28 protein-coding genes are annotated in these 24,197 nt (G+C 66.6%); 7 read left to right on the forward strand and 21 right to left on the reverse strand.

Annotated elements, in window-relative coordinates; translation table 11 throughout:
* Positions 1-51: 51 nt before the first annotated feature.
* On the reverse strand, positions 52-1,515 hold the full coding sequence (locus tag SAMIE_RS20995) for a sensor histidine kinase (protein WP_226952288.1): 1,464 nt from the start codon (positions 1,513-1,515) through the stop codon (positions 52-54).
* A gap of 486 nt (positions 1,516-2,001) precedes the next feature.
* Here SAMIE_RS20995 and SAMIE_RS21000 point away from each other — a divergent pair, with 486 nt between their 5' ends.
* Positions 2,002-2,928: a hypothetical protein gene (locus tag SAMIE_RS21000; RefSeq protein ID WP_011950486.1), complete on the forward strand. Its 927-nt coding sequence runs from the start codon at positions 2,002-2,004 to the stop codon at positions 2,926-2,928.
* Here SAMIE_RS21000 and SAMIE_RS21005 read toward each other — a convergent pair.
* The 6 genes from SAMIE_RS21005 to SAMIE_RS21030 are packed head-to-tail and all read right to left on the reverse strand — an operon-like array spanning position 2,925 to position 9,741.
* Positions 2,925-3,326, reverse strand: coding sequence for a DUF805 domain-containing protein (locus SAMIE_RS21005; RefSeq protein ID WP_066702618.1), 402 nt, complete (start codon positions 3,324-3,326; stop codon positions 2,925-2,927). The genes SAMIE_RS21000 and SAMIE_RS21005 overlap by 4 nt on opposite strands.
* Before the next feature lie 13 nt (positions 3,327-3,339).
* Positions 3,340-3,912, reverse strand: coding sequence for a hypothetical protein (locus SAMIE_RS21010; RefSeq protein WP_011950488.1), 573 nt, complete (start codon positions 3,910-3,912; stop codon positions 3,340-3,342).
* A 5-nt stretch (positions 3,913-3,917) separates the two neighbouring features.
* Complete coding sequence (locus SAMIE_RS21015; RefSeq protein WP_041380143.1) at positions 3,918-4,121, reverse strand: hypothetical protein; 204 nt, start codon at positions 4,119-4,121, stop codon at positions 3,918-3,920.
* Positions 4,122-4,135: 14 nt separating this feature from the next.
* Positions 4,136-7,168, reverse strand: coding sequence for a MobF family relaxase (gene mobF / locus SAMIE_RS21020; RefSeq protein ID WP_066702621.1), 3,033 nt, complete (start codon positions 7,166-7,168; stop codon positions 4,136-4,138).
* Position 7,169: 1 nt separating this feature from the next.
* Entirely contained in the window at positions 7,170-9,461 is a 2,292-nt protein-coding gene (locus SAMIE_RS21025; protein ID WP_048938240.1) for a type IV secretion system DNA-binding domain-containing protein, read from the reverse strand.
* The gene (locus SAMIE_RS21030; protein WP_008829877.1) at positions 9,451-9,741 is read right to left on the reverse strand and encodes a hypothetical protein; all 291 of its coding nucleotides are present in this window, start codon (positions 9,739-9,741) and stop codon (positions 9,451-9,453) included. Before SAMIE_RS21030 ends, SAMIE_RS21025 begins: the two co-directional genes overlap by 11 nt.
* 803 nt (positions 9,742-10,544) lie before the next feature.
* Between SAMIE_RS21030 and SAMIE_RS21035 the strand changes: the two genes are divergently transcribed.
* Positions 10,545-10,763, forward strand: a complete 219-nt coding sequence (locus SAMIE_RS21035; protein WP_008829876.1) for a hypothetical protein — start codon at positions 10,545-10,547, stop codon at positions 10,761-10,763.
* Positions 10,764-10,876: 113 nt separating this feature from the next.
* Here SAMIE_RS21035 and SAMIE_RS21040 read toward each other — a convergent pair whose 3' ends face one another.
* The 4 genes from SAMIE_RS21040 to SAMIE_RS21055 form a co-directional block, all read right to left on the reverse strand.
* Positions 10,877-11,101: a hypothetical protein gene (locus SAMIE_RS21040; protein ID WP_011950492.1), complete on the reverse strand. Its 225-nt coding sequence runs from the start codon at positions 11,099-11,101 to the stop codon at positions 10,877-10,879.
* A 543-nt stretch (positions 11,102-11,644) separates the two neighbouring features.
* Positions 11,645-11,881, reverse strand: coding sequence for a hypothetical protein (locus tag SAMIE_RS21045; protein WP_048938241.1), 237 nt, complete (start codon positions 11,879-11,881; stop codon positions 11,645-11,647).
* Positions 11,878-12,285 (reverse strand): hypothetical protein, encoded by a 408-nt coding sequence (locus tag SAMIE_RS21050; protein ID WP_066702624.1) that lies wholly within the window; start codon positions 12,283-12,285, stop codon positions 11,878-11,880. Before SAMIE_RS21050 ends, SAMIE_RS21045 begins: the two co-directional genes overlap by 4 nt.
* 203 nt (positions 12,286-12,488) lie before the next feature.
* A complete protein-coding gene (locus tag SAMIE_RS21055; protein WP_008829872.1) occupies positions 12,489-13,463 on the reverse strand; it encodes a DUF2493 domain-containing protein in 975 nt (324 codons plus the stop codon).
* Positions 13,464-13,986: 523 nt separating this feature from the next.
* Here SAMIE_RS21055 and SAMIE_RS21060 point away from each other — a divergent pair.
* Positions 13,987-14,220, forward strand: a complete 234-nt coding sequence (locus SAMIE_RS21060; RefSeq protein WP_232037457.1) for a hypothetical protein — start codon at positions 13,987-13,989, stop codon at positions 14,218-14,220.
* 21 nt (positions 14,221-14,241) lie between these two features.
* On the opposite strand, the gene SAMIE_RS21065 is transcribed toward SAMIE_RS21060, so the two are convergent.
* The 3 genes from SAMIE_RS21065 to SAMIE_RS21075 form a co-directional block, all read right to left on the reverse strand.
* Positions 14,242-15,114, reverse strand: coding sequence for an NYN domain-containing protein (locus SAMIE_RS21065; RefSeq protein WP_048938244.1), 873 nt, complete (start codon positions 15,112-15,114; stop codon positions 14,242-14,244).
* Between the two features lie 92 nt (positions 15,115-15,206).
* Positions 15,207-15,533: a single-stranded DNA-binding protein gene (locus SAMIE_RS21070; protein ID WP_048938245.1), complete on the reverse strand. Its 327-nt coding sequence runs from the start codon at positions 15,531-15,533 to the stop codon at positions 15,207-15,209.
* 494 nt (positions 15,534-16,027) lie between these two features.
* A complete protein-coding gene (locus SAMIE_RS21075) occupies positions 16,028-16,957 on the reverse strand; it encodes a hypothetical protein (RefSeq protein ID WP_048938246.1) in 930 nt (309 codons plus the stop codon).
* A gap of 102 nt (positions 16,958-17,059) precedes the next feature.
* Between SAMIE_RS21075 and SAMIE_RS21080 the strand changes: the two genes are divergently transcribed.
* On the forward strand, positions 17,060-18,367 hold the full coding sequence (locus SAMIE_RS21080) for an SLC13 family permease (RefSeq protein ID WP_048938247.1): 1,308 nt from the start codon (positions 17,060-17,062) through the stop codon (positions 18,365-18,367).
* A 128-nt stretch (positions 18,368-18,495) separates the two neighbouring features.
* Here the strand turns inward: SAMIE_RS21080 and SAMIE_RS21085 are convergent, their stop codons facing one another.
* Together SAMIE_RS21085 and SAMIE_RS21090 are read right to left on the reverse strand one after the other, a co-directional pair.
* Positions 18,496-19,020 (reverse strand): DUF736 domain-containing protein, encoded by a 525-nt coding sequence (locus SAMIE_RS21085; RefSeq protein ID WP_048938248.1) that lies wholly within the window; start codon positions 19,018-19,020, stop codon positions 18,496-18,498.
* A 141-nt stretch (positions 19,021-19,161) separates the two neighbouring features.
* Entirely contained in the window at positions 19,162-19,857 is a 696-nt protein-coding gene (locus tag SAMIE_RS21090; RefSeq protein WP_048938249.1) for a hypothetical protein, read from the reverse strand.
* A gap of 95 nt (positions 19,858-19,952) precedes the next feature.
* Here SAMIE_RS21090 and SAMIE_RS21095 point away from each other — a divergent pair, with 95 nt between their 5' ends.
* A complete protein-coding gene (locus SAMIE_RS21095; RefSeq protein WP_048938250.1) occupies positions 19,953-20,471 on the forward strand; it encodes a hypothetical protein in 519 nt (172 codons plus the stop codon).
* Here the strand turns inward: SAMIE_RS21095 and SAMIE_RS21100 are convergent.
* The 5 genes from SAMIE_RS21100 to SAMIE_RS21120 all read right to left on the reverse strand — a co-directional run bounded on the left by SAMIE_RS21100 (position 20,468) and on the right by SAMIE_RS21120 (position 22,951).
* Positions 20,468-20,785: a DUF7673 family protein gene (locus SAMIE_RS21100; RefSeq protein ID WP_048938251.1), complete on the reverse strand. Its 318-nt coding sequence runs from the start codon at positions 20,783-20,785 to the stop codon at positions 20,468-20,470. The two genes, SAMIE_RS21095 and SAMIE_RS21100, sit on opposite strands and share 4 nt — an antisense overlap.
* Positions 20,782-21,285: a hypothetical protein gene (locus tag SAMIE_RS21105; protein WP_048938252.1), complete on the reverse strand. Its 504-nt coding sequence runs from the start codon at positions 21,283-21,285 to the stop codon at positions 20,782-20,784. The genes SAMIE_RS21100 and SAMIE_RS21105 overlap by 4 nt, the downstream gene beginning before the upstream one ends.
* 41 nt (positions 21,286-21,326) lie before the next feature.
* Positions 21,327-21,833: a hypothetical protein gene (locus tag SAMIE_RS21110; RefSeq protein ID WP_048938253.1), complete on the reverse strand. Its 507-nt coding sequence runs from the start codon at positions 21,831-21,833 to the stop codon at positions 21,327-21,329.
* 61 nt (positions 21,834-21,894) lie between these two features.
* A complete protein-coding gene (locus tag SAMIE_RS21115; protein WP_048938254.1) occupies positions 21,895-22,329 on the reverse strand; it encodes an antirestriction protein in 435 nt (144 codons plus the stop codon).
* A gap of 163 nt (positions 22,330-22,492) precedes the next feature.
* The gene (locus tag SAMIE_RS21120; protein ID WP_048938255.1) at positions 22,493-22,951 is read right to left on the reverse strand and encodes a DUF736 domain-containing protein; all 459 of its coding nucleotides are present in this window, start codon (positions 22,949-22,951) and stop codon (positions 22,493-22,495) included.
* Positions 22,952-23,133: 182 nt separating this feature from the next.
* Here SAMIE_RS21120 and SAMIE_RS24060 point away from each other — a divergent pair, with 182 nt between their 5' ends.
* Together SAMIE_RS24060 and SAMIE_RS21130 are read left to right on the forward strand one after the other, a co-directional pair.
* A complete protein-coding gene (locus SAMIE_RS24060; protein WP_066702628.1) occupies positions 23,134-23,496 on the forward strand; it encodes a hypothetical protein in 363 nt (120 codons plus the stop codon).
* A gap of 99 nt (positions 23,497-23,595) precedes the next feature.
* The gene (locus SAMIE_RS21130) at positions 23,596-24,087 is read left to right on the forward strand and encodes a Dps family protein (RefSeq protein ID WP_048938256.1); all 492 of its coding nucleotides are present in this window, start codon (positions 23,596-23,598) and stop codon (positions 24,085-24,087) included.
* Positions 24,088-24,197: the final 110 nt, after the last annotated feature.

Consider the following 24,197-nt stretch of genomic DNA (forward strand, 5'->3'; position numbering starts at 1 on the left):
AGTTTTTCCACCCGTGACATTTTACCGAGCCGGAACCGCCGTGGGTTCCACTCAAGCGGGTTCGGTGATCCGTGCCAGATCAGCCCGATGCCGCCAGACGACACCGGTCGGCTGATAGTCGATGACTCCCTTGCCGCCGAGATCGCTGGCAAGGCTGGCCATCAAGCGGGTGCCGAACCCGCCTCGCTCGGGCGCGCATACGGTTGGTCCGCCTCGCTCCTCCCAGCAGATCGTGAGGAATGACTTTCCCTCTTCCGCATCGATGGTCCAGGTAAGGTCGACCTGCCCGCCCGGCACCGACAGGGCGCCATATTTCACCGCATTGGTGGACAGCTCGTGGAGGGACATGGACAGAGCCAGCGAGGCCCGTGCCGATAGAAGAAGGTCAGGCCCCGCAATCCGGATCGCGCCTGTGCGAGCGCCATGAAGCGCCGTTGTTCCTTCGGCGACAGCGCCGATCGGCGCCACCGTCCAGTCGGTGCGGGTTAGCAACTCGTAAGCGGCGCCCAGGGTCTGGAGGCGCTGCCCGATCGCGGTACTCGCCTCCTCCATCGAGGGCGCGCTGCGGAGCGACTGGTGGACGATGGCATTTACCACGGCGAGCGTATTCTTGACCCGGTGCTGGAGCTCGCCAGTCAGCAGCCGCCGATGCATCTCGGCATCCTTTTCCGCGGTGATGTCCCGCACCGTGCCGACGAACTTCTGTTCGCCGCCCAGACCTACGGCAAGCGCGCCCTTGGCGTGGATCCAGCGCTCACGGCCATCACGAGGATTGACCGTGCGATATTCGACGCTGACCGTGCCTGCGCCCCCAGGGGCCAGCGCCTCGGCGATAAGGGCAGCGACCCGCTCGCGATCCTCGGCATGAACCCGCGCGAGAAACGAGGTTTCATAGTCGAGCGCTTCGTCAGGTTCGTGGCCAAGCAACTCCCGGGTGCGCGCGTCCCATTTGAGCGAACGCAGCGCCGGGGTCGATTCCCAGGCGCCGAGTTCGCCTGCGTCAAGGGCAAGGCGGGTCCGCTCCTCGCTCGCAGCGAGCTGCGCGAGCGTTTCTTGCTGCTGGCTGAGCGACCTGCGCAATTCCAGCTGCGTCATGACCTGGCGCGCCAGCACTTCGAGGGTGAGCCGCTGGAAGGGCGTGATGCCCTCCGGGCGAGGCTGCCGATCAAGAACGCACAGCGTGCCGATGGGCAGACCGTCGGGTGTCTTGAGAAGCGCCCCGGCATAGAAGCGAAGACCACCTTCGGCCGTAACCAGGGGATTGCAATCGACCCGCGGATCGAGCCGTGTGTCGGGGATCACCATCATGTCCTCCTCGAGCAGCGCATGCGCGCAGATCGAGACTTCCAGAGGGAGTTCGCGCGCGCCGATGCTGATTTCGGCTTTGAACCACTGCCGCGCGGTCGCGATAAGGTTGACCACGGCGATCGGCGCCCCAAGCGCCTCGGAGGCCAGACGGGCGATGTCGTCAAAGATCGGCTCGGTTGGCGTATCAAGAATGTCATAGCGGTCCAACGCGGCAACGCGCTCGTCCTCGCTCCAATTTCGGCCGGACGTGCTAGGGACCCTGGAGATGTTCGTTTGTACCATCCCGACTGAGTAGCAGCTTTAGGCGGTAAAGTGCGGCAATTCGCCGCAGCCAGTGCATTTCAGAGAAAGCCATAAAGCTTAATAGCCAACATCCGCGCACAACTCCCGTGCGTTGAGGCTTCTAGGGGATATTGCCTCGCTCGCTCCGCCTCACATCTGATACCATCCGTGACACTTTACCCCGACCTCTGGGTAAAGTGTCACACGCGACATCAGGATTGCAGGAAGACAGCACGCAGGCCCGCAGCCGACTGACCCCGAGACGTGGCCCAGTGAACCGCCTCAGGCCGTCGATCGACCTGGTCTTCGGGATGCCCAAGGTCACGCAGCTTCTTTCTGATGGAATCGCTTGATCCTTGCGACCGAACCGTCACGATGCAGGAACCTTTGTAGCGGTGCGGGGAACGGCATATGGGCAGATGGACAGGCATCGGCGCGCTCGCGGCAGTTGTATGGGCGCCGCCGCTTGTGGCCCAATCGGCAGGCATGACCCGCGAACAGGCGAAAGCCCTCTATGGCGCGGGCGGCTTTCCTGTCGTCACCGACGCCGTCGGGCCGACGAACCGCTGCGGCAAACCGGCAAGGCCGCGCCTTACCTTCGTCGATATGAACGGTGATGGACGCAAGGAAGCCCTCTTTATCGACAGCGGAGATTGCTACCAGCAGGAGAAGCGCTGGTATGCCGTCGCCACCCAGGGCCCGGATGGCCGCTGGCGCCGCATTCTTGAAGGGGAAGGCTCCGTCGCGGCGTCGGGTACAGCAGTCAACGGCTGGTTCGTGCTCAACGCAACGCGCGGCGGCGTGACGACGCGGCTCACTTATGATGGCAATGTCTACGCGGACGCACGTATGGCTTCACAGGCGGCGCGGGCCGCCCCATCGGCGGCTCGAAATGCGACCTCGGGTCCAGCCGCCGCCGCGCCCGCTGGAGACGCCGCGATCTTTCTTGCCGCCGGCTTCCACCTCAAGAAGGGTCGCTGGGAAAGCGGCTGCAACGATGGCGACGAGGACAATGGGCCAGGGTCTTATGGACCCGGCACGATCGAGGAGCGGCGCGACTTGAACGGCGACGGCAGACCCGAGGCCATCATCACCGAAGGCGGCACCTATTGTTATGGCAATACGGGCGCCGCCTTCTGGGTGATGAGCCAGCAGGCCGACGGCCGCTGGAAGCGCATGTATAATTCGGTCGGGATCGCCGATATTCGTCCCACCAAAGGCGCAGACGGTTGGCCCGATATCGGCATCGGCGGCCCCGGCCTTTGCATGCCGGTCGTGCGATGGAACGGCCGGGCCTATGTCGACTTGCGGGTCGAGGGCAAGGGATGTGCCCGTTAAGCCGACACGGGATTGCCGAAGCGATTGGCGCTCCGCGAGCCCGGCTCTATGCAAAGCCATAGCTGGGTGATGATCCCAAAGGCCGCGATGGCCATGGCGAAAGGCGCGTCGATCGCCAGCGGGTCGCCGCGCAGCGTCGCCCAGACCAATCCGACCGTATTGAACCCCGATAATCCAACGTCGTGGAAACGCTTGACCGTAATGGCGATCCCCACCCAGACCGCCAGCGCGCTAATGACGACGACCGCGACATTGATGGTGGCGGCATAGCGTAGCGCGAGCAGCGGGTTGAAAGGCAGGAGATCGAACGCGATCGCCCAACCTGTGGCCACAACCGCCAGGAACGGGGCGCGGCCCACTCGACCTTTCGGAGACAGCAGGATTTCGCCAATGTCCATGCTTTGTCCTTTCTCAGTCGAGCGCCGGTGGATCGGTGAGGTTCACGCGCGTGTGAAGCTTTCCGCCCGGACGCCGATGCAGATCGATCCCGTTTGAGGTGGTGGCGGTGAAGGTCATGGGTTTGACGACGGTCTCGTAGGTGGTCGAAGGTCCGAAGAATCTTCCACGCCCATGCCATTTGTCGCCCTCGATGATCCCCATGCGGTAGGTGCCAGGCGGCACCGGGACCTCCGCATGATCCTCACGACGGACATAGACCGAGATCACATGACGATCGCTCGCACGCTCGAAGAGCTGCACCACGGCGTTGGCATCAGCCGTGCTCACCCGTAGCTTTGAGGTCGCGTCCTTGCGCTCGATGCCTCGAGCCACGGTTACGCTTCCCGTCGCGGGAAACAGCAGGGACGGTCCTGCATCGGAAAGCCAGCCGGAGCGTTTCGCCTCCCGGTAGGCGGGATAAAGAAACGTCACGGCCGACAGCAGCATGATCCACTTCTGCATGGGATGGACGACGACGCGCGGTTCGGGCGTGAGTTGGCCACGCCGCCTGCGCGCGCGCATATAATCGCGATCCGCGAGACCCATAGCCGTCAATTCCAGCCGTCGCGGCGGCCTTCGCCGCCATCGCGCAGCGTGCGCCCATCGAGCGCGGAACGCCGGATTTCGAGCTCGACGCTCTCGCCGTTGCGCCGGGTACGGAAGTCGCTGGGGTCGATATTATTGGCCTTCGCGAAATCCTCGGCCGCCTTTTCGCTGCCGAACTTGCCGGCATCGTCATAATCCCATCCAGACATATCCTCGTCTCGTCTTACAAATCGAGGCCCAGACTGCGTTCGGGCAGCGGGGGCAGCAGATCGGCTTGTTCGGGCTTGAGGCGCGGCGCGCTCAGATCATCAGACTTCGCCCTGGCGGCCACCTGCCCTTCGGCCGGGGGCACCGGCGGAAAGCCATCGAGTCCTTCGGCCGCTTTGGGACCAGGTCCGCCTTCGACAGGTCCCGGATCGAATGGGCCGGATGCCTGCGCCCTTCCCGGACCGTCGATTTCGAGCCGGCCCAGGGTCTCGAGCGCAGAGGTCTTGTTCCCGGGGTTGTGGTCGAGTTGCCGCTCGAGCTTCGCCTTGTCGTCGACCACCATGGTGAGGTCGTCGCGCACGCGGGTGACGCCGACGTTGAAGAGGCGCTGGTTCGACAGGTTGCGCTCATGGCTATCCATGACCGTGATCGCCTTGTCGGTGGTGATCCCCTGCGCCATGTGCATGTTGAGCGCATAGGCCAGGTCCACCCGGCTCAGCATGGGATCGCCAAACGCGAGCACGAGCCGGTCCCTCCCCGCCGTCTCGACTGTCACGCTGTCGCGATTGACGGCGACAACCCGGGCGAGCGAGGCGTTGGTCAGGCCGCGCGGCTTGTCGTTGGCCGTCCAGCGTATGCGGTCACCGGCCCGCAAGTGGAGATCCTTCTTCTCGGTCAGCTGGAGGCGATCGCGTGTCTCGGTCGGCGACAATTTCAGCGGATCGAAACGTATACGGCGGCGGCCTTCGCCCAGCTCGACCTTGCCATTGGCGTGGACAGCCAGGACGTCGTAGCGCCCGGCGCGGAGCCCTATGTCCTGGCCGCCGCCCCGACCGACCTCGAGCGTCATGCCGGCGCGGTAGGTGGCCGCGTAGCGCAGTTCCTCGCGCGTCGTGTTGACCCGCTCATAGACCGTGAGATGGATGCCCTCCCCTTCCAGCGATCCTTCGGCGGCAAGACCCGCCTGGATCCTCTCGTTGATCGCCGCACGTGCCTCGCGTCCCGAGGCAAAGACCGCGGTCGCCTGGCGCTCCGCGGGATCGAGCGCCAGCCAGAGATCGGCGGCATGTTCTGCGGGCTGGGAGGCTTCGATGACCTTGTCGCCCAGCACCCGCATCGCCTCGCTTGCCTTGCCGATATTGGCAAGCGCGGCGACGGTGCGCAGGACGTCGGTCCGCTGGCGGATATTCTCGTCCATGCGCGCCAGCGTGCCGCCCGCCGCCTGGATCATGGCGAAGGATTTGCCCGCATCGATCGAGGAGAGCTGCTGCCGGTCACCAACCAGCACGAGCTTGTCGACGCCAAGCGTCTCGACGATGGCGTGCAGCTTGAGCATATCGTTCGACGACACCATCGAGGTCTCGTCGACGACCAGCATCGATCCGGCATGTGCCGCCCGCGCCGCATCATAGCCCGGGCCCTGCGGTTCGGCGACATACCGTTCATGGGCAAGCACGAAAGAGGCGATGGTTTGCGCAGGGACGCCTGCGCCTTCGGCCAGGTCGGCGACCATCTTGTTCTGGAAGGCAAGGCCGGTGATGGCGCGTCCTTCCGCCTCCGCCACGCGGGCGACGGCCTGAAGCATCGTCGACTTGCCGGCGCCGGCGATGCCCTGGATCGAGACCGTGCGGTCGGCCGAGCCGAGGATCAAGGTAGCGGCGGCGAGCTGGCCTGTATTGAGGGGCTGCGTCGCTGCGGCCTGCAGGCGGCCCGGCGCCTCGGACGCGTCGATGATTGGGTTCGCCTGTCCGCGGCCCGCCTCTACCTGGGTCAGGATCTGGGTTTCCGTGGCTAGTGCCTGCCGGGTGGTGACGAAGTCAGCTGCGCGCTCCTGTCCCCTGAGCAGCGTGCCGCGCGCGACGAGTTGCTGGATCCGCTGTTCGATCCGATCGATCGTCACGTCCTTGAGGCCAAGGTCGAGCGCGGTCTTGGCAAGGCGATGGATGGGAAAGGCCGCCTCGCGTTCGCTATGAATACGGACTGCCGAGGCGACCGCGAGCTGGGCCCGCGCGATGGCGGGCGACTGGGTGACGCGGGCAAGGCCGCGATCGACCAAAGGATCCGCGGGCCGGACAAGGTCGCCGAGCTTTTCGCGCCCGGCGGCGATCGCCTCGGTCACCGCCTTGTAGCCGCGTTCGAGCGGTCCGAGCGCCCCATGGCGATCGGACCGCGCCAGGGCGCCCTCGACGAGGGCCTTTCCGTCAAATCCGAGCGACGCCGCCTTGTCGATCCATTCCTGTTTGAGGGCGTCGCGATCCTTGACATTGAGCTTGGGATCGCGGGTATTGGTGGTGATCTGGTCGCGGCCCTTGTGCGAGACGATGCCAAGCGCCGCCGCCTTTTCGAGGATCGCTTCGCGGCGCTGGCTGTAGGCATCAATCACCTTGCGCGGTACGCCGGCGATCTCGAAGGTGCCGTGCTTGCCGAGCGCCTCGATCCTGAAACCGAGCTGCTCGATGCCTTCGCGCAGATAGGCGTGGTAGATCGAGCCGATGACGGTGTTGTGGCTCCAGATCTTGTCCGCGTGGAGCGCTTGCCATTTGCCGTCGGGCAGACGGGTCAGGTTGGCGATCACTGCATGGATATGCCCCTGGGGATCGAGGGCACGGCTCGTGTCGTGCTGGAAGAGGGCATAGACGAGGTTGCCGGTCGCGACAGGGACGGTTCGCCCGCCGATATCCTTGCGACCTTCGGCGAGGTTTTTCTCGACCCAGGCCATCGTCTTCTGGACCGCCGCCATGTTGGCGGCGAGAATGCGCTTGTCGCCCGCCACATAGGCCAGGATCGAGGCTGACTTGGGCATGGAGAAGGTGAGGTCGAGGCCGGCCCGGCGGTTCTCTACTTGAGCCACCCCTTCTCCCGAAGGCAGGATGCCGTTGAGCATGCCCTCGAACGCATCCTTACCCACTTCTCCCGACAGCCCGAGCGCCCCCGCGCCCTCCCCGCCCCAGGCGCTGATCTCGGAGGATCCTTCGACGGTGTAATAGTCGTCCTTCGCGAAATAATTCGCGGCGCCCGAAGCCGAGCGGACCGAGGCGACCGACAGCATGTCAGATCCCCATGTCCATGCCGTCGTCCTCGCGCCCGAACGCCTGCCTTAGCTCGACCAGCGTCTGATCCTCGACCTGGGGCACTGGCGCAGGTTGACCCCGCCCGTCGCGATCGCGCGGCACGGTCTGAGGATCCCCGGTCGCAGCGCGCGCCGCCTGTGCCCTGTCCGCGGCGTGCGTGGGGGTTGCTGGCCGCTCGTCGCTCTCGGCCGCACGCTGCGCCCGGCGGGCCGCTTCATCATGCTCATCCTCGACCTCGGCCGACAGGATATTGGCGGCAAGTTCCTTGGCCAGATTGACGGGATCGGCAACCTCCCCGATCACCTGCGCGGCGCCATCGCGCCCGCCCGCTTCGCCCCCATCGCTCCCCTCGAACGCCTCCTCTCCGCGCCTTGATCGCACCGGCTGGAGATTGGGACGGGCGATGAAGCCCTGGGCGACCTGGGGGTAGTCTTTCCACTGGAGCTGGATGCGCGCCGCGGGGAAGCCATCAGGGAATTTCACGAAACCATGCATCGAGGGCAGGTTGGTGATGTCGTCCGCGATGACGAGCGGCTCGACCTGCTTGCGCGGCGTCAGCGTCGAGGCGTCGCGCGTGTTGTTGTAGCCGTAGCTATAGGCTTCATCCATCTGCCGTACTTCGCGGTTGCCGATGTAGCGCGCGCATTGCTCGGCGGTGTCGAGATCGGCGGTTGCGAGCATCAGCTTGGAGCGCGCGAGCGAGGCGAGATTGCGGGCACCCTGCTCGCCATAGACCTCGATCAGTTTTTCGAAGCTGTGGATCCCCAGGATCATCGCGCCGCCGAACGCGCGGGCGGTCTGGAGACCATTCTCGATCGCGGGCAGACGATGGAGTGCGCCGAGTTCGTCGAACATGAACCAGGTGCGCAGATCGCGGGTGCGCGGCATGGTCATGAGGCGGTTGATGGCGATGTCCATCCACAGCGTCAGCAGCGCCCGGTTCATCGCCAGATCGACATAGTTCGAGGTGATGAACAGGATCGCGCCGGGCTTCTTCTCGGTCGTGGTCCAGTCGCGGATCGAGAAGCGTGGCCCCTCGTCGGGAAGGAAGCGCAGCACCTGCGCATTGGTATTGAAGACCGCGCGGATCGATTCCGCCATGCGTGCGGCTTCCGGCGCGGTGAGCGGGTCCGCGATCGTGTTGGCAAGGAAACGGTGAACCCGCTTCAGGTCGGCCGTCATCAGGTTCTCGGAGAGCGCGAGATTGGTCGTCGCGCCGCGCTCCTGGAGCCGGATGCACATCTCGATGAAGAGGGTGCGCGCCGCGAGCGCCCAGAAGGGTTCGGCAGAGCCGCCGTCCGAGGGAATGAGCGCCGCCGCTGCGGCAGTGAATTCGCTATGCGTGGTGCAGTCGTTGAAGATCGACCAGGCCGGGCAGCGCGCGTCCATCGGGTTGAGGATCGTATCGCGCGCGGAATCGTAGAAGGCTTCGACATAGGCGCCGGTGAGATCGAAGATGACGGCCGTGTCCTCGCGGGCTCGCACCTGCGAAACCAGGCTCCTGAGTTCGGTCGTCTTGCCCGATCCGGTCGTACCGATGAGCATGGTATGCGACTGCTCGGTGCGATGCGGATAAGGGATGCCCGCAAGCGTATAGGGGTGATGGATGCCCGCCGCCTTGCGTGCACGAAACGGCATGTCGAGAATCTTGGCCGGGGCGAGGCCGGGCAGGCGATCCTGCGCCTCCTCTTCGAACTTCGCGTAATTGTGCTGGCTGATCTCGTTGAGAAGCACGTGGCGGGCGACCAGCATGGCTCCGCGCTCGTGGCGTTCCTGAAGGATCGTCTTGCCCCGCTGGCGCGAAAGATCGACGAACCAGAGTGCGACCGGGATGGTGATGAAGATGGATACGAAGAAGGCCGCCAGAAGGCCTTTCATCGCGATCTTCCAGGCCTGGATGACCTCGGCGATATAAGGCACCGCGGGCATCACCGTACGCATGACCTCGCCGCTCGGCAGGGTGACGTTGACGCGCTTGTTGGGGTTGAGGTCGACCCAGTTCCAGAGCGCGGCATAAATCTTCATGCAGATGAGCTGGAAGCCGTGCTCGTCGAGCTTGATCGACATGATCACGAACCAGGCGGCCGCGAAGAGGAAGAACCACATCAGGATGGGCAGTTTCGCACCCGAGAACCACATCAGAAGTTCGTGGGTGAGAAGCTGCGAGCCGCGGGTAAAATTGCCCGAATTGCGCTGCACCCGTCCGCGCGCGCTGTGATGGGTCAAGGGGATGGCCCGGCCGTCTGTGCGGATATCGTTTTTACGCGCCATGATACTGCTCCAGGCGCTTGTCGGTTTCCGCGACGATGCGGTCGCGGAATTCGGGAAATTGCTCACGGATGATGATGTCGAGGGCGAGCTGCTGGAACTCGCCGATGCGCGCGAGACGAAGCTGGCTGGCAGTCAGGACCGAAGCCCCGCCAAGATAGGCATCGATGGCGCTGCGGATGACGTCGGACGGCCGACAGTGACGCGCATCGGCGACCGCGACGAGACGGTCGAACCGGTCTCGCGCCATGCGCAGCGAGACGATCTTCGAACTGTGGGACAAGCCAGCCTCCTAGCAGAGAGGCTGGTGGAGCTTGAGAGCGCGATGACGCTTATAGAGGAGAGTGCACCCCTTCGCAAGAATAGGCGCAGGCGGGAAGGCCGCTGTAAACAGCGATGACAGCTAAGATATTGAATTAGAGCCCATTATTACTTCGGCCGCGCGCGTCATACAGTGTAAACATCCGCCCCTCTGCCGTAACCCGTTGGATTTCGGGCTTATTTCCTGCAGCTTGCTGCGTAGGGTGTGCTAAAATCCTGAGAGCTCGCCCCGTTGCCCTGGGACGTTCGGGTCGTCGTCTATGAGGGGATGGAACCGGCCTCCGGCGGGTACTGCTCCGCCCTTTGTGGCGGAACTAGCTTGGGTCAGGCCGGCAGGTGCGGCGCTTTGAGGCGCCAGTGCGGCATAAAGCGGCGCGGTGGTACGAGCGGTGACACGTCGTCGATCCCGATCGGCCCTTTGGGCGTCCGCCTCAAATCCGCAGGCGAGGTTCTTTTGCTCCGACGCAAGAGGAACCCGCAGGCCCGCCTGCGTGAGGTCTCCGTCGCTTTGGCAGCGGGGGCGAAACGCCCCCGCCCCAGGCGAGGATCGTCACCCGAATGGGCGGAGACGAGGCGTTCGCATCGGCTCCGTGAGCTTGGCCGGGGACAGGCCCGCAGGGGTCGGCGGCGGCCTAGTGAATAGAGCCGTCATCGGGCTCGTCCCGATGCGCCCAGCAACCCCTTTCCTGTCTTCCGCCGGGCCTCTCCATCGCTTATAGGAGAGGCGCGTTCACAGCCCGATCAGCTTGAACGAAAGGCCTTCCTATGGCGAAATCCCTGGACGATGAACGCGCGGCCATTGCCGCAGACGAAGAGCGGCTGGCCGATCGCCGCAAGCGGCTCGCGGAACGCGAGCGCGATGCGGCGCTGGCGGCCCTCGACAAGGCGGGGCTGTTCAAGCTCCCGCTCGATAGGATCGAGGCCTTCGCCGCGCAGGTGAAGAAGCTCGGTTTCGAGGAAGTCACCAAGCGCCTCGCCGCCTGAACGACCCTGCCGCGCCGACCGGCGCGGTACGGACGCGGGGGGCTCGATGCCCCCCGCGTCCGTCTGTCCCGAGCAGCAAAAAAGGAGAGGCCTTGCGGCCCCTCCCCTCGGTTTCAATATTCGTCCGATAGACCGCCCGGCACTGTGTGCACCACCCGGTCGACGAGCGTCATCGGCAGCGCGTCATAGTCGCCTTCGTCGATGCTGATGTAGCGGCCCTCGCTCTCCTGGATGACATGCTGGTCGAAGAAGCTGTGGAGCGCGCGGCGCTGTGCGCAGGCGACGGCGGCGAAGAAGGCGGCGTTGTCGGCGGCGGCGCTGGTCATCTGGGTCTGCATCGTCTTTCTCCTCTTGTCTTGAAGGACAGGGGAGTGGCCGTCGGCCGTCCGGGATCGGGTCAAGGACCGCCGGCATCGCCGGCGGCCGCGAAGCGGGCGACGGGGGTACCGATTTTGTCCTGGTTGCCGTGGAGCGAAGCGGAGCGGTGGCCAGGGCAAAATTGGGGGGACCGTCGATCCTTGAGGCGGTCCCGGACGGCTGACATCATGGGAGGTCTGTGAGAGATATTTTCCTCTCGTGGGGGCGCCCCGGCCGAGGCGAGCGGCCCGCGGACCGAAGGGTCCGCTTGGGGGTCGCGAGCGAGCCGGGCGAAACAGCGCGGAAATGGCCGGTGAAGCGGGAATCCGCAGCAACGGGCGGCGGTTCAGAGCGGGTTCATGGGCATCCCGCCAAGAAAAAAGCGACCCCTGATGATGCAGGGATCGCCTCAAGTTTGGGTTGCTCGCAACAAAAGCCGCGAGTCCCTCGGGTCGCACCGTGTTTGTAGCATCAAATGATGCAAGAATAGTTGGCGAATTGCGTCGGCTTTGGCAGCTATTTGCCTAAAGCATCAGGCGGGCGGGATCGCGACTTGCCGCCGCCGCGTCGAAGCCCCGCTGCCAGGCTTGATCTCTCGCGCTGCCCCGCCGGTAGCCGCTCCCGCCATGACCCATGACGAAGGCGCGCCAGCCGGCCTTTTCCGCTTCCCACAAGACTTCGACCGGCGCGGGACCGAGCAGCGTCAGAAGATCGAGCCGCGGCGCGCGTTCGGGTCCAAAAGGACGTGCCCGGCGTGTCATCGCGCCCCGCCCTGCTCTGCCGATTCCAGCGCGCTCATACCGGCGCCGTCGACCGCGCCCTGCCCGCCGATTTCGAGCACAATGTCGCCGCTCATCGGCAGGCGGCGGGTGCGGATCTGGGCCCGCGTGAACTGCGCTTCGTCGAGGACCGCGATCACATCGGCGTCATAGTCGAAGAGCTTGGCGAGGGCGGCCACAGCCAGCGTGTCGACGCGGGCGCTCAGCGCATAGTCCAGCGCGTGCTCGTCGCCCTCCTTTTGCCGCAGGAGGTCGAGACCCTGCCGGAGCGCTTCGGCCTCAAGATAGGTACGCAGGCGGGCATAGTGTCGCGCGGTGATGCGGGCCACGAGCGGGCGATATTGGACGGTGAACGCGGCGGCAGCTTTGCGAAACGGGATCGACATGGGAGCTCTCCTTGTCTGTTGGCTCGCGCCTTTCCACCCCTCTTTTCTTTGGGCTTTGCGGGCCGGTCCCCAGAGCCCGCCGATAGAGGTTTCAGGGCCGCCATCGGCGCGGCGCGACGGGGTTCGATGCCCCGGCGCGCCGCCCTGCCAGACGAAAAGAAGGAGGAGAGGCCCCGGCCTGAGCCGGAGCCTCTCCGATGGGCTCATGCCCGCTTGGCCGTCCGCTGGTGGGCGAGATTGACGACGTGGAGCGGAACCCCGGCCTGGCGCAGCTTCTGGGCGAGGTTCATCTGGATGCCGGAGCCCTCGCAGATGACCGCTTCGACGGGCTTGAGGTTCACCAGCCGGTCGTTGCGGACGAAGGCGGCGCGGTTGCCCTGGCTGCGGTCCAGGCGGAACTGGATGACCTTGACGCCGCGAGCGGCGGCCCAGGCGTGGGCGATGGCATCGCAGCCCTTGGCCTGCGCGGTCGTGGCCAGGATCATCTCGGGGATGCGCGTCTTGATGCGGTCGAGACCCTTGTAGAGCAGGTCATGATCTTCCCACACCTGGCCGCCAGAGAAGATGACCACCGGACCATCGGGCGCGAACTGTTCGCGGCGCGTCCGGGCGCGTCCTGCCAGATAGTCGCGCGCGTCGATCATCGAGGCGCTGAGCGCGGAGGATACCCGGCTGCCCTTGACGGGCGAGAAGGGCTTGCCGGTTTCGACCCGGTAGACTTCGGCGGCATGGTCGCGCATGCATTCCATCGCTTCGCGGCATCCCTGCAGCGTCTGGCAGAGCAGCTGCGTGTCCTCGAGTTCCGTCGCGTAGATTTCCGAGGGGTCGTAGTGGCGCGCGAGCTCCCCGAGCGCCTTGGCGGCGTCATCCTCGCGGCCCTCGATGCGCTTGGCCACGACATGGAAGCTGTTGGCAAAGCCCCAGGCGAGATCGGCGGCATAGGCCTCCATCCTGGTGTCGCGCAGGACGTCGAACATCGTCTGCATCATCATGTCGACCGCAGCGCGGACCTGCTCCGGGTCGGGCATGTCGAGCGCTTCGGGCGCCTCGACGATGGAGAGCTTGGCCATCTCGCTATGCTCGATGAAGGCGGCTCCATAATTGCGGCTGGCGTCATCATTGTCGCGGCTTGCGGCGATGAAGCTGGCGAGATCGGCGAAGTTGGTGAAGTTGGTCATGAGTGCCTCCGTGTGAGTGTCTCATCCGTTCGATGAGGCCCTCCTCCGGGCGTGCGGCGGTCCAGCTGGTCAGGGACGGCGGCCGGTCTCCGGTCGACGCCGCTTTGCGGGGAGTGGGGGAACCGATTTTGTCGGGGTCGGCGCGGCACGCGGCGGCGCCGTCAAAATTGGGGGGACCGCTCATCCTTGACGAGCGCCGATCCCCGCACGCCACACTTGGACGACTAGAGAGAGATAAATAGAAAACGGGGGGATCCGGTTGGCACCCCGCAAGGTGATCGTCACCCGGCAGGGCGGAGACGCGGCGCAGGCGCGGCTCCGGGAGCGCCAGCGACTAGAGCGCCGGTCCCGGCCGACGGCCGGGATGCGCCGCCCCATTCCTTTTTACCGCGCCCCGCCGCGTCGGCGACGGGATATCCAACCCGGCTCGGACTATCGAGGATCGCCCTGCCCGCGAGATCGCTGGCGCGGACCAGGCGCGAGGGCTATTTTCGAGACCGGACGCCAGGGACTCGGGCGTCAAATGCGGGACACGAAGATCATGGTCAAAGGCAAGGGCAGCGAGCGCGCCGCGCGGGCGCTGTGCGAGGCGGAGGGCCTGGCTTGCGACATCCGTTTCGAGGGCGCGCCGATGTGGCAAAGCTTCCTGCCGCAGGTCCGGACCGTCCTCGCCGCGATCGCGGACCCGGGCGTGGCCCATGGCGAGGAATGGACGCGGATCATCGCCCATCTGCGGGCGCAGGCCGGGCCGCGCTGAGGGCCCGGCCCGGTATCCGACCTAGCCGCCGGGCTTGGCGGCGCGGTCGGTGTTGCGCTTGTCCGCGACATAGGTCTGGCCGTTGTCGCCCTTCATGATGACGAACAGGCCGGTCGCCTCGAACAGCCGGGGGAAATTCTTGACCCCATAGTTGCGCGGATCGATTGGTGCCTGGCGCTTTACCGCGCTGCCGGCCGCCGCCATGTGCGCCCAGCCATCGTCGCGGGCGGCGGCCTCGACCGCGCCGCGCAGGGTGGTGATGAGCTTGCTGTCCTGCGCGAGCGACTTGGCGCCGGGCGTCGTCGGCGCTTCTGGCGGAGCGGCAGGCGCGGCGGCAGCCGCCGGCGCAGTGGCAGGCGCCGCCTTGCGGCGACCGCGCCCCTTCGGCTGCGCAGCAGCCGGAGCCTCGACCTCCGCTTCGGCAGGCGGGGCGCTGTCCTCGAGGCCGTCAAGGAAGAGGAAAGTGGTGCAGGCGTTGACGAAAGGCGTCGGCGTCTTGCGCTCGCCGAACCCGTAGACCTCATGGCCATTGGCCTTGAGCTGCATGATCAGCGGCGTGAAGTCGGCATCGCTCGACGCGATCGCAAAGGCGTCCAGGTCCTGGGTATAGAGCAGTTCCATCGCATCGATGACGAGCGCGATATCGGTGGCGTTCTTGCCGGTGGAATAGCTGAACTGCTGGATGGGCCGAATCGCGAAATCGTGGAGCTTTCCGGTCCAGCCCTTGAGCGTCGTCGCCGCCCAGTTGCCATAGGCGCGGCGGATATTGGCAGTGCCATATTTGCTGAGCTCGGCGAGGATGGCGCCAATCTTGGCATGGCTCACATTGTCGGCATCGATGAGCAGCGCGATGCGGCGGCTGGGTGTGGCGGCGAGGGGCGTGTCGGGTTCCAAGAGCGGTCCTTTGTGCAAGAGTGCCGCAGGCGCGCGGGGGATGCGCACCTGCGGCCAGCGAAGGGCGGCGCATGGGCGCCGCCCGGCGCCTGTCAGAAGAAATGGAGCCGGTCGGCGATGACCTCGGCGCCGTAGCGGGCGTTGCCGTCGCGATCTTCCCAGCTCGAATAGTGCAGATAGCCCGAAATGGCGACGACGTCGCCCTTCTTGCGCGTGGCCGCCGCCTTGCCCTGGCCGTTGAAGCAGGTAACCTTGTGGAACTCGCTGGTCTTGGCCGTGTAGCCGGTCGCCTCGTCGATATAGGTCTTGCCGTCCTTGAGCTTGACCCGGTCGGTCGCGACGATGAGGGTGACGGGACCATTGCCCGAGGGGGTCTGCGGATCCTTGGCGACGCGGCCGGTGAGATTGACTTCGTTCATGATGAGCCTCCTTGGGTTGCCGGCGTTCCTTCCCGCCGGTGACACCGATTGGCGGCGTGGGGCCGGGACCTGCACCGACGCGCGCAGCGCGGGAGGGGAACCCCTGGAAGGCGCTGGCGCGGGCCGCCGCGCAGCGGCAACACGGGCGCCTGGAACGGGGTTGCCGGGCCCATCCCCTCGCCGCAGGTGTCACGTCAACGGCGCGGAAGGGACGCTGGCAGCCCAGGCCGGCGGTGAACGGACAATTGTCAGGCCGCCCCCAGGATCGGCTCCCCTTGCGGCAATGGCCCTGGCACCCGGCGCGGCGGGCGAGGCTCATGCGCCGGCAGACCGGCCGGACGCGGGCGCAGGGCGAGCGACCAATGGCGCGCCGACGGGTTCCCCTGGGATACCATGCGGTCCGGGCGGCCCGGCGATCTTGCGCGAAGCAGGCGGCCCTCGCCCGCCCGGGCTATCGGCTTGAGCGAGAGCACCGCATCAGCGCGCGCGCGCCGTCAGGGCTGGACGATGGCCTCCGACCAGGTGCCGAGCACCGCCCCATCGGCGGGGTTCTCGATGCGCACCTCGTCGAGCGCGATGGCAAGGAGGCAGACCGGGCGCTGGTCCGGCCCGGCGGCCTGGGTGCAGCGCAGGCTGCCGCCATCCGGAAGGCGGGCGACCCGGCCGATGAGCCGGATACGGAGCCCCTTCGGCCCGGGCGCTGCGTCCGGCGCCAAGCGCTTGACCAGGGCATAGGCCCGCCCGGCCCGCGCTGTATCGGTCCGTCCTGCCTCGCTGCGCCATTGCGCAAAGGCCAGCGTCTGCTCAGGCGGGAGCAGGGGCGCAGATGCACCCTCGCTTGCAGCCGGTCCGGGAGGAACGGGCGGACAGGTCTCGGCGCTAGACCAGGGCCGCTCGATCCAGAAGCCCTCAAGCCGGGCCTGCCCGGCCGCTTCCCCCGCCCTGGCGTCGACGCCCGTATCCCCTTCGCCGCTCGTCCCGTCCCCGCCCTTATCCGGAGCAAGCCCCCAGTCGGCCAGCGACCAGCGGGCGGGCGCGACATGAACGCGCAGGGTCTGCTGCGCGGCATCATAGCGCCAGCGCAAGGGCGCGGCGCTGTCGGCAGCGGCAGGCCCGGCGCAGCCGAAGGGGAGAACGAGCTCGAACCGCTTGCCCTGCAGGCCGGTCGGCAGCACCTGCCCCGATGCGGCGGCATCGGCCGCCTTGGCGGCGAGCGCGAGGAGGTCCGCGCGGCCCAGAATATGCGGCGGTTCAGGCTGAGCCGCCGGCGACGGCGGCGCGGACTGGATCGCGGGCGGCGGCGCGCTGTCTGGCCTGGGCGACGTGCCGCGCCCGAGCAGGAATCCCCCGCCCGCCAGCGCGAGCGCGGCCACGAGGCCGCCGGCAATGGCAAGACGGCTGGTCCTGAGATTGGGCTCGCGCATGTCCGGGTGATACCAAATTGCAAGGCCGGCTCCACCCCGCCCGGCCTGTTTCTTTTGGCCGGACGTTGACAGGGGCGGACCTGGGTTCGAGGCAGGGACGCGATGACGATCGATCAAATTCTCACCTTGCTCGTGCTGGTCGGCGTGGTCGGCGTGATGATCTGGGACCGGCTGCGTGCCGACGTCGTGGCGCTTGCGGGCGCGGCGATCCTCCTCATGACCGGGGTCGTGCGGCCGGTGGACGTGCAGGGCGCTTTCGCCAGTCCCGCCATCATCGCCCTCGCCTCGCTATTCGTCATTGCCTATGCGCTGGAGCTCTCAGGCCTGCTCGATCGCGCGATCGAACTCGGCGTCGGTCTCTGCCGGCGCCTGGGCGCCAAGGGGGTGTGGCTGCTCCTCTCGATGATCGGCGGCCTCTCCTGTTTTCTCAATTCGACTCCGATCGTGGTGCTGGGCGCGCCGGTGATCCGCGATATCGCTCGCACCCTGGGACAGTCGCCCAAGCGCTATCTGATGCCGCTCTCGTACATCACCGTCCTCACCGGCTGCTGCACGCTGGTGGGCACTTCGACGAACCTTCTCGTCGACGACATGGCGAGCATTGCCGGACAGGCGCGCTTCGGCATTTTCGAGATCACGCCCGTGGGCCTGCCGATCGCCCTGGCCGGCGGGCTCTATCTCTATTTCGTCAGCGGTCGGCTGCTGCGGGCGCATGAGAGCGACGAGCGGGACCGCGAGCCCGGACCGCTCGAACCCATCCATATCGGCAATGCCCAGGTCGGCGACGCGACGCTGTTCGCGCAAAAGCGCCCCTTCCAACCGCTCAAGGCCGCGATGGCCTTTGCCATCTTTGCCGGCGCGATCGCGCTGGCGGCGTTCGGGGTCGCACCGATCGCGGCGACGGCGCTCAGCGGCGCGGTCCTTCTGATCCTGCTGCGCGTGATCAGCGCCGACGAGGCCTATGGCGGACTGCGTCCGGAAATCCTGATCCTCATAGCGGGCATGGTGGTGATTGGCATCGCTATGGAATCGAGCGGGCTGGCGGGCGAGGCCTCGGAGTTCCTGATTTCCAGCGTCCACGGGCTGAGCCCGCTCGTCGCGCTGATCGTCCTCTACTTCGCCACGATGGTGCTGACCGAGCTTCTGTCCAACGCGACCGTGGCGGTGCTCGTGACGCCTGTCGCCGTGGCGCTGGCCGACAGTCTCGGCGTCAGCCCACGGCCCTTTCTGGTCGGGGTCATGATGGCCGCGAGCGCCGCCTTCGCGACCCCCTTCGGCTACCAGACCAATGTCATCGTCTACCAGATGGCGGGCTATCGCTATACGGACTTCGTCCGGGTCGGCCTGCCGCTCAACCTCCTGACCGCGACCGTGGCGATCCTCGCGATCCAGGCCTTTTTTCCGTTCTGAGCCGGACTGGATCGGCTCTTTCCAGCCGAAACAAAGACAGGACCCGCTGCGCGGGGGAGCGCGGCGGATCCTGCCAGGGGCTTTCCGCGCCGGAGGCGCGGCGCGGAAAGGGAAGAGGATGGTTGCGGTCAGTCGGCGGTTTCGACCGCGCGCTGACGGCGGCCGCGGCGGCCCTGGGCGGGTGCCTGCGCGTCATCGCCGCCAAAATCGTCACCGGCGGTCGAGGCGCCCAGCCCCTCGGGCTCGCTGTGTCCGGCCTGGGCGGCGTCGTCGCCCGGCAGCGGCGGCAGGCCGTCGTCGGCGGGCATCGCCATTTCGGCGGGGAGTTCGCGGCGGCGCGAGGGGCGCGACCAGACGACATTGTAGGAGCCGTCCTGCTGCTGGAACAGCGAGACGTAGAGCGGCTGGGCGAAGCTCGGATCCTCGATCTTGCCGTTGTAGAAGATGAGGCCGCTCTCGCGCGAGGCGAGCTCGAACAGCGCGCCGACGCGGACCCAGGCGCGCGCAGCCGACAGCGCCATCACTTCGAACTTGGGCGCATTGGGATTGGCCGAGTGGACCGGGCGGAGCGCGATGGTGAGCTCGACGGTCAGGGTGGAGACACGGCCGACGAGGTGGCCGGCGGCGTTCTTGGCGATGGAACCGATGTTCATGGGACTTCTCCTTGGAAAGCGTCCTCGAACCCCTTGTCCGGGACGCCAGTCCTCTCTCCCCCTCCTCTCCTCGGCCGCTGGGCCGAGCAGGCGCCGCCAGGCGCCCATCATCGCCAGCCCCTTTGGCGGGCGATGGCCCGATCAGATGAGCGGCGCGGGCATGGCCAGCCATTCGGGCTGGTCGTCGGTGATTGGGATGTCCAGGCGTGACGCCTCGGCCTCCGAGAAGATGCTTGCATCGGCGAGCCGCCCGAACCCGGCCTCGCGGTTCCAGAAGCTGAGCCCATGGGTCGCATGACGCGTGACCAGCACATAGCCGTCCGCGCCTTCCTCGATCGCGCGCCCGATCGCCCGGTCCAGGAGCGCGCTGCTATGGCCGAAGCTGACGCCCTGCTCGGTAATCGCAACATAGCCACCGCCAAATTGGCCGGGCACGAGGCGATCGCAATCGAGCGAGAATTCGAAACCGAACGGCAGGGCGGATTTGGCGGCGGCGAAGAGAAGGTGTCCGACGGCGTCGATGGCGAACTGCTCCCCGGCAAAGTGCAGGTGGACACGGCCCTCGCTGCGGGGCTCGCATCGGGACAGATCGCAGTCGAACGTCGGATAGGTGGGATCGACAAACAGAGCCGGGAACGTCTCGAACGGATCGTCGCCGCCCGGGGGGAAAGCCGCGGCAAAGGCCGAGCCCAGGCCCGAATAGGCCGCAAGGCGCGCCGCCGGCTCGTCCCCGAGATCGCCCAGCAGATCGCTCGCTGCAAAGGCGCAGTCGATGAGCGCAGCCTCGACGGGCGTGACTTCGATGAGGAAGCTCGCCTTGAGATAGTTGTTCGCCATGATCGTCTCCTTATGGTGAGAAAAGTGCAGGCCCGCTGGCCGCACGCGCAGTGCCGGGCTCGTCGCCCGGCTGAACAAAATGGGAGGAAGATCCTATGCAGGCGTGGATAGCCGCGCTCTCGACCTATTCCGCGACGCGCGAGACGATCCTCCAGCACCGATTTCTCGCCGATGTCGGCGGCGAGCTATGGCGCCGCGGCGAGTTCGATTTTTCGGTCTCGCACAGCGAGGTCGACAATAGCGGCTATGACCTCATCATCGAGGCGCGCGGCATAATGCGGCATGTCCAGCTCAAGGCGATGCATGGACAGGCCAGACGGCGCAGCTTCGACATTCAGACCCGGTTGGGCGCCAAGCCCAATGGCTGCGCCGTGCTGATCCGGCATGATGCGCGCAGCCTCGCGGTCGAGGCCTATCGCTGGTTCGGCGGACCGCCCGGCCAAGGCCTGCCGCCGTTAGGGGAGAAGGTCACCCGCCATGCCAAGGGCAATGCGCTCGGCCATAAGGCGGACCAGCCGGCGCTGCGCGAGGTGCCACTCGCGCGCTTTGCGCCCGTCAGCGATATCGCGGCGCTGGTGGTTCTGATGTTTGGGCCCTGGCCCGAGGCGGGTTAGGCCGCGTTCGCGGCCTGGGGCGCGTGCCAGCGCGCGATGATCGCCTGCATCTCGTCGCCATAGCCGAGCGCATCGATATAGAGGGCGCCCGGATGCTGGGCGACAAAGCCCACGATCGCCGCGATGTCGCGCGCCACGGCCGTGTCCAGCGCGAACAGGTCGGCGACCGGGAAGTCGCCCAGCTCGGGTCCGTTCCACCAGGCCATGAGAAAGCGGGCGACCCGCCGCGCCTGCCCGGTATCGGACAGGGCGAGGGGAACGAGCCGGTCGCGCGCGGCCAGCGCGCTGCTGCGGTCGGTGGGAATCGTTGTCATGATGATACTGTCTCATCAAAGCCCGGCCGGGCCAAGGGCTCTTGGGGGAAAGGAGCGGCATCCCCCACGACGAGCGGCGGCACAACGAAGTCGGCCGCATCGAAATAGGCGAGCACGGCGTCGAAGCTTGCCAGGCGTTCGAGCGCCGCGCGGCCGATCACGACATAATCGTCTTCGTCGACCGGGTAGGAGATGGGTTCGCCTGCGCCCGTGAACACCACGCGCTCTGCGCCCCATTGCGAAGGATAGGCGCCCGACCAGCGCGCAAAGGCGATGCCGTGCTCGGCGCACCAGGCTTCGAGGGCCTCGAACCGGCCGTTGGCGACTTCGTGGGCGAAGAGGCTGAGAGCAGTGCCAGGAATATGGTGGTCGGCCTCGAACGGCTCGCCGTCCCATTCGGTCGACAAGGCCTCGGCGGTGATGAGCGCTGTGAGCGCCTCATAGGCGTAGGGTGAGAGGGTGCCGCCGAGCGTGATCGACGCGGAAACGCGGTTTGCCATGGGTGAGCTCCTGAAAAGAAGGTGGTCGGCCTCGCGCGAGATCATGCGCAGAGGGCCGCGAGGGCTTGGGCCGCGCAAGCGGGATAGGCGGCTGCGATATTGGCATGGAGATGCGCGAAGTCCGGGATCGGAAATTGCCCTCCGCTGGTCGGCCGGGTCGTCATGAGCGCGCCGATGACGATCTCCTCGAGCCCGGCGCGCCGCTCCAGCACGTCGCCGCCCTGCGCATAGCGGATCGGCGCGGTGAAGCCCGCTTCGATCCAGGTCGTCAGGCCGTTTTCGGCGGCCTCGACATAGGCGGCGACCTCGGCCCGGTCCTGCGCGAAGCGCCAGACCTTGAGACCGAGGGTCAGGTAGCGCCCGAAATCATGGGCGTTGCCGATAGCGACGAGCGCACAGCCCTCGGGCGGAGGACCGAAGCGGGCCTGGATGGCGGCGCGATAGCTCTCCACTTCGAGGCGGTTGCACGCATCGAAGTCGGGCGTGTGGCCGATCTGGGCGCAGTCTTCATTCGCCGGCGCCGCGCCGATATCAAAGATGCTGAACATGAAATCCTCCGGGGGATTGGGGGGCCTGGCGTCTGACGGCAGACCCGCGCTGGGAGCGGATCTAGTCGATCGCGCCGAAGATTTTCGCGGCCTCGGGATGGTCGCCGGCATAGTCGCGCAGGCGGTGGTAGGCCTCGGCGAGATGATCGTCTTCGACCTCGAAGGAGAGGTGCGAAAAGGCGAAGAGCGTGGCGATGATGCCCGCAGCGTCGGCGGAGACGGTGCCCTCATAGCCGTTGCTGTTGCAGCAGATGCGATAGGCCGGTCGTCCGGCGGGGACGAGATAGAGCGGGTGCCCCGCCCGTTCCATGAACTGCCAATAGCCGCCGCCATAATCGGCCGAGAGCCACTGCAGGAAGGAATAGACCAGCGTCTCGCCCTGGAAGAAATGACGGCGGCCAAAAAGTGCAGGGAGAAATGCGCCGCGCCGCGCGTCGGGTACGAGGGTTGCGGCGTTGCAGGGGGCATCGGCGATAGCGGGGAGAGTGTCTGTCATGGGGAACTCCGACAAAGGGACCGGCCCGGACGCTCCTTTTTGCGGCAGGACCATCATCACCGCTCCCCCTCCCCTCACAGCGCCGCGCGAGCGGCGGCAGGACGACAGGGCCCGCTTCGCAGGCGTGCGAGGCGAACCCTGTCGGGGGCAGAGGCGATGGCGATCAGTCCGCGAAGGCAGGCGGGGCCGAGCTGGCGCCCAGCACGTCGGGTTCGCTCTGTCCGGCCTGGGAGGCGTCGTTGCCCGGCAGCGGCGGCAGGCCATCATCGGCGGGCATCGCCATTTCGGCGGGAAGTTCCCGGCGGCGCGAGGGGCGCGACCAGACCACATTGTAGGAGCCGTCCTGCTGCTGGAACAGCGAGACATAGAGCGGCTGGGCGAAGCTCGGGTCCTCGATCTTGCCGTTGTAGAAGATGAGGCCGCTCTCGCGCGAGGCGAGCTCGAACAGCGCGCCGACGCGGACCCAGGCGCGCGCAGCCGACAGCGCCATCACCTCGAACTTGGGTGCGTTGGGATTGGCCGAGTGGACCGGGCGGAGCGCGATGGTGAGCTCGACGGTCAGGGTGGAGACACGGCCGACGAGGTGGCCGGCGGCGTTCTTGGCGATGGAACCGATGTTCATGGGACTTCTCCTTGGAAAGCGTCCTCGAACCCCTTGTCCGGGACGCCAGTCCCTCACCCCCTCCTCTCCTCGGCCGTTCGGCCGAGCAGGCGCCGCCAGGCGCCCATCATCGCACGCGCCTGCCCGTGGGCGATGGCCTGAAACTGGCCCGTCTTGTCCGCGCCGTCCGGTCTTGAAGCCTAATGCTGCGAACCGAACAGGATTCGCTTGACCTCAATCTGGTGCTCGCCGTCGCGCTGCCCGGCGGCTGCGTCCATGTCTGCGCGCAGACGTCTGGCCAGATCATCCGGTATAAGCGCATAGGGCGCGACAAGCGCGATGGCGGCCTCGGGATCGAGCAGTTCGCCCGGTTCGGTGCCGACCCACAGCAGGATTCGCCATCCTCATCCCCCTCCTCAATATCGTCCCGCACGCTCTCGGCCTCGGGATCGTCGGCCTCGGGGGTATGCGAGAAGACCTGCGCGAAGAGGGTCTGGAGCGGGCGGTCGAAACCGACGACGGCGCGCAACACCTCTGGGCACTCGGGGCGGGGCGCAAGCCTATGACGGCTCATGATTTTGTCCTCCTCGCAAATTGCTTGAATGGTTGGCGCTGCGACATCGCCGCCATATCTTCCCAGGTTCAATCCCAAGAAGGAGACAGCCATGGGCAAAGCCACCGAAGGGCATATCGATATCGGCATCGACGAGAAGGACCGCGCGGCCATCGCCGAAGGTCTCTCCCGTCTCTTGGCCGACACCTATACGCTCTACCTCACCACCCACAATTTCCATTGGAACGTGACCGGCCCGATGTTCAACACGCTCCATGACATGTTCATGGTGCAATATACCGAGCTGTGGAACTCGGTCGATCTCATCGCCGAGCGCATTCGTTCGCTGGGACACAAGGCGCCGGGCTCCTACGCGCAGTTCAGCGAACTGGCATCGATCGACGATGCGCCCGCCGATCCGCCCAAGGCGCTCGACATGGTCGCCATCCTGGTGACGGGCCATGAGGCGGTGGCGCGCACCGCGCGCTCGATCTTCCCCCTGGCTGACAAGGCGAGCGACGAGCCCACCGCCGATCTTTTGACCCAGCGGCTGACCGTGCACGAAAAGACGGCCTGGATGCTACGCTCGCTGCTGCAGAACTAAGCGACTGACCGTTATCCGACAGGGTGCCCGGCCTCTGTGCGCCCTGTCGGACGAGGCGGCTCCCAATTTGCTCGGCCTGGGAAACTCAAACTGTCCCCGGGGGTTTGTCC

Source organism: Sphingobium amiense, assembly GCF_003967075.1.
GTDB lineage: Bacteria > Pseudomonadota > Alphaproteobacteria > Sphingomonadales > Sphingomonadaceae > Sphingobium > Sphingobium amiense.

Bases quoted from the DNA above. Each gene is read 5' to 3' on its own strand.
- SAMIE_RS21085 (WP_048938248.1), bottom strand. From the start codon at position 19,020: ATGAACATCGGTTCCATCGCCAAGAACGCCGCCGGCCACCTCGTCGGC.
- SAMIE_RS21015 (WP_041380143.1), bottom strand. From the start codon at position 4,121: ATGTCTGGATGGGATTATGACGATGCCGGCAAGTTCGGCAGCGAAAAG.
- SAMIE_RS21000 (WP_011950486.1), top strand. From the start codon at position 2,002: ATGGGCAGATGGACAGGCATCGGCGCGCTCGCGGCAGTTGTATGGGCG.
- SAMIE_RS21110 (WP_048938253.1), bottom strand. From the start codon at position 21,833: ATGTTCAGCATCTTTGATATCGGCGCGGCGCCGGCGAATGAAGACTGC.
- SAMIE_RS21115 (WP_048938254.1), bottom strand. From the start codon at position 22,329: ATGACAGACACTCTCCCCGCTATCGCCGATGCCCCCTGCAACGCCGCA.
- SAMIE_RS21080 (WP_048938247.1), top strand. From the start codon at position 17,060: ATGACGATCGATCAAATTCTCACCTTGCTCGTGCTGGTCGGCGTGGTC.
- SAMIE_RS21025 (WP_048938240.1), bottom strand. From the start codon at position 9,461: ATGGCGCGTAAAAACGATATCCGCACAGACGGCCGGGCCATCCCCTTG.
- SAMIE_RS21060 (WP_232037457.1), top strand. From the start codon at position 13,987: ATGCGGGACACGAAGATCATGGTCAAAGGCAAGGGCAGCGAGCGCGCC.
- SAMIE_RS21100 (WP_048938251.1), bottom strand. From the start codon at position 20,785: ATGACAACGATTCCCACCGACCGCAGCAGCGCGCTGGCCGCGCGCGAC.
- SAMIE_RS21005 (WP_066702618.1), bottom strand. From the start codon at position 3,326: ATGGACATTGGCGAAATCCTGCTGTCTCCGAAAGGTCGAGTGGGCCGC.
- SAMIE_RS21105 (WP_048938252.1), bottom strand. From the start codon at position 21,285: ATGGCAAACCGCGTTTCCGCGTCGATCACGCTCGGCGGCACCCTCTCA.
- SAMIE_RS21050 (WP_066702624.1), bottom strand. From the start codon at position 12,285: ATGTCGATCCCGTTTCGCAAAGCTGCCGCCGCGTTCACCGTCCAATAT.
- SAMIE_RS21130 (WP_048938256.1), top strand. From the start codon at position 23,596: ATGGGCAAAGCCACCGAAGGGCATATCGATATCGGCATCGACGAGAAG.
- SAMIE_RS24060 (WP_066702628.1), top strand. From the start codon at position 23,134: ATGCTGCGAACCGAACAGGATTCGCTTGACCTCAATCTGGTGCTCGCC.
- SAMIE_RS21045 (WP_048938241.1), bottom strand. From the start codon at position 11,881: ATGACACGCCGGGCACGTCCTTTTGGACCCGAACGCGCGCCGCGGCTC.
- SAMIE_RS21090 (WP_048938249.1), bottom strand. From the start codon at position 19,857: ATGGCGAACAACTATCTCAAGGCGAGCTTCCTCATCGAAGTCACGCCC.
- SAMIE_RS21055 (WP_008829872.1), bottom strand. From the start codon at position 13,463: ATGACCAACTTCACCAACTTCGCCGATCTCGCCAGCTTCATCGCCGCA.
- SAMIE_RS21035 (WP_008829876.1), top strand. From the start codon at position 10,545: ATGGCGAAATCCCTGGACGATGAACGCGCGGCCATTGCCGCAGACGAA.
- SAMIE_RS21040 (WP_011950492.1), bottom strand. From the start codon at position 11,101: ATGCAGACCCAGATGACCAGCGCCGCCGCCGACAACGCCGCCTTCTTC.
- SAMIE_RS21120 (WP_048938255.1), bottom strand. From the start codon at position 22,951: ATGAACATCGGTTCCATCGCCAAGAACGCCGCCGGCCACCTCGTCGGC.
- SAMIE_RS21010 (WP_011950488.1), bottom strand. From the start codon at position 3,912: ATGGGTCTCGCGGATCGCGATTATATGCGCGCGCGCAGGCGGCGTGGC.
- SAMIE_RS21095 (WP_048938250.1), top strand. From the start codon at position 19,953: ATGCAGGCGTGGATAGCCGCGCTCTCGACCTATTCCGCGACGCGCGAG.
- SAMIE_RS21070 (WP_048938245.1), bottom strand. From the start codon at position 15,533: ATGAACGAAGTCAATCTCACCGGCCGCGTCGCCAAGGATCCGCAGACC.
- mobF (WP_066702621.1), bottom strand. From the start codon at position 7,168: ATGCTGTCGGTCGCCTCGGTCCGCTCGGCTTCGGGCGCCGCGAATTAT.
- SAMIE_RS21075 (WP_048938246.1), bottom strand. From the start codon at position 16,957: ATGCGCGAGCCCAATCTCAGGACCAGCCGTCTTGCCATTGCCGGCGGC.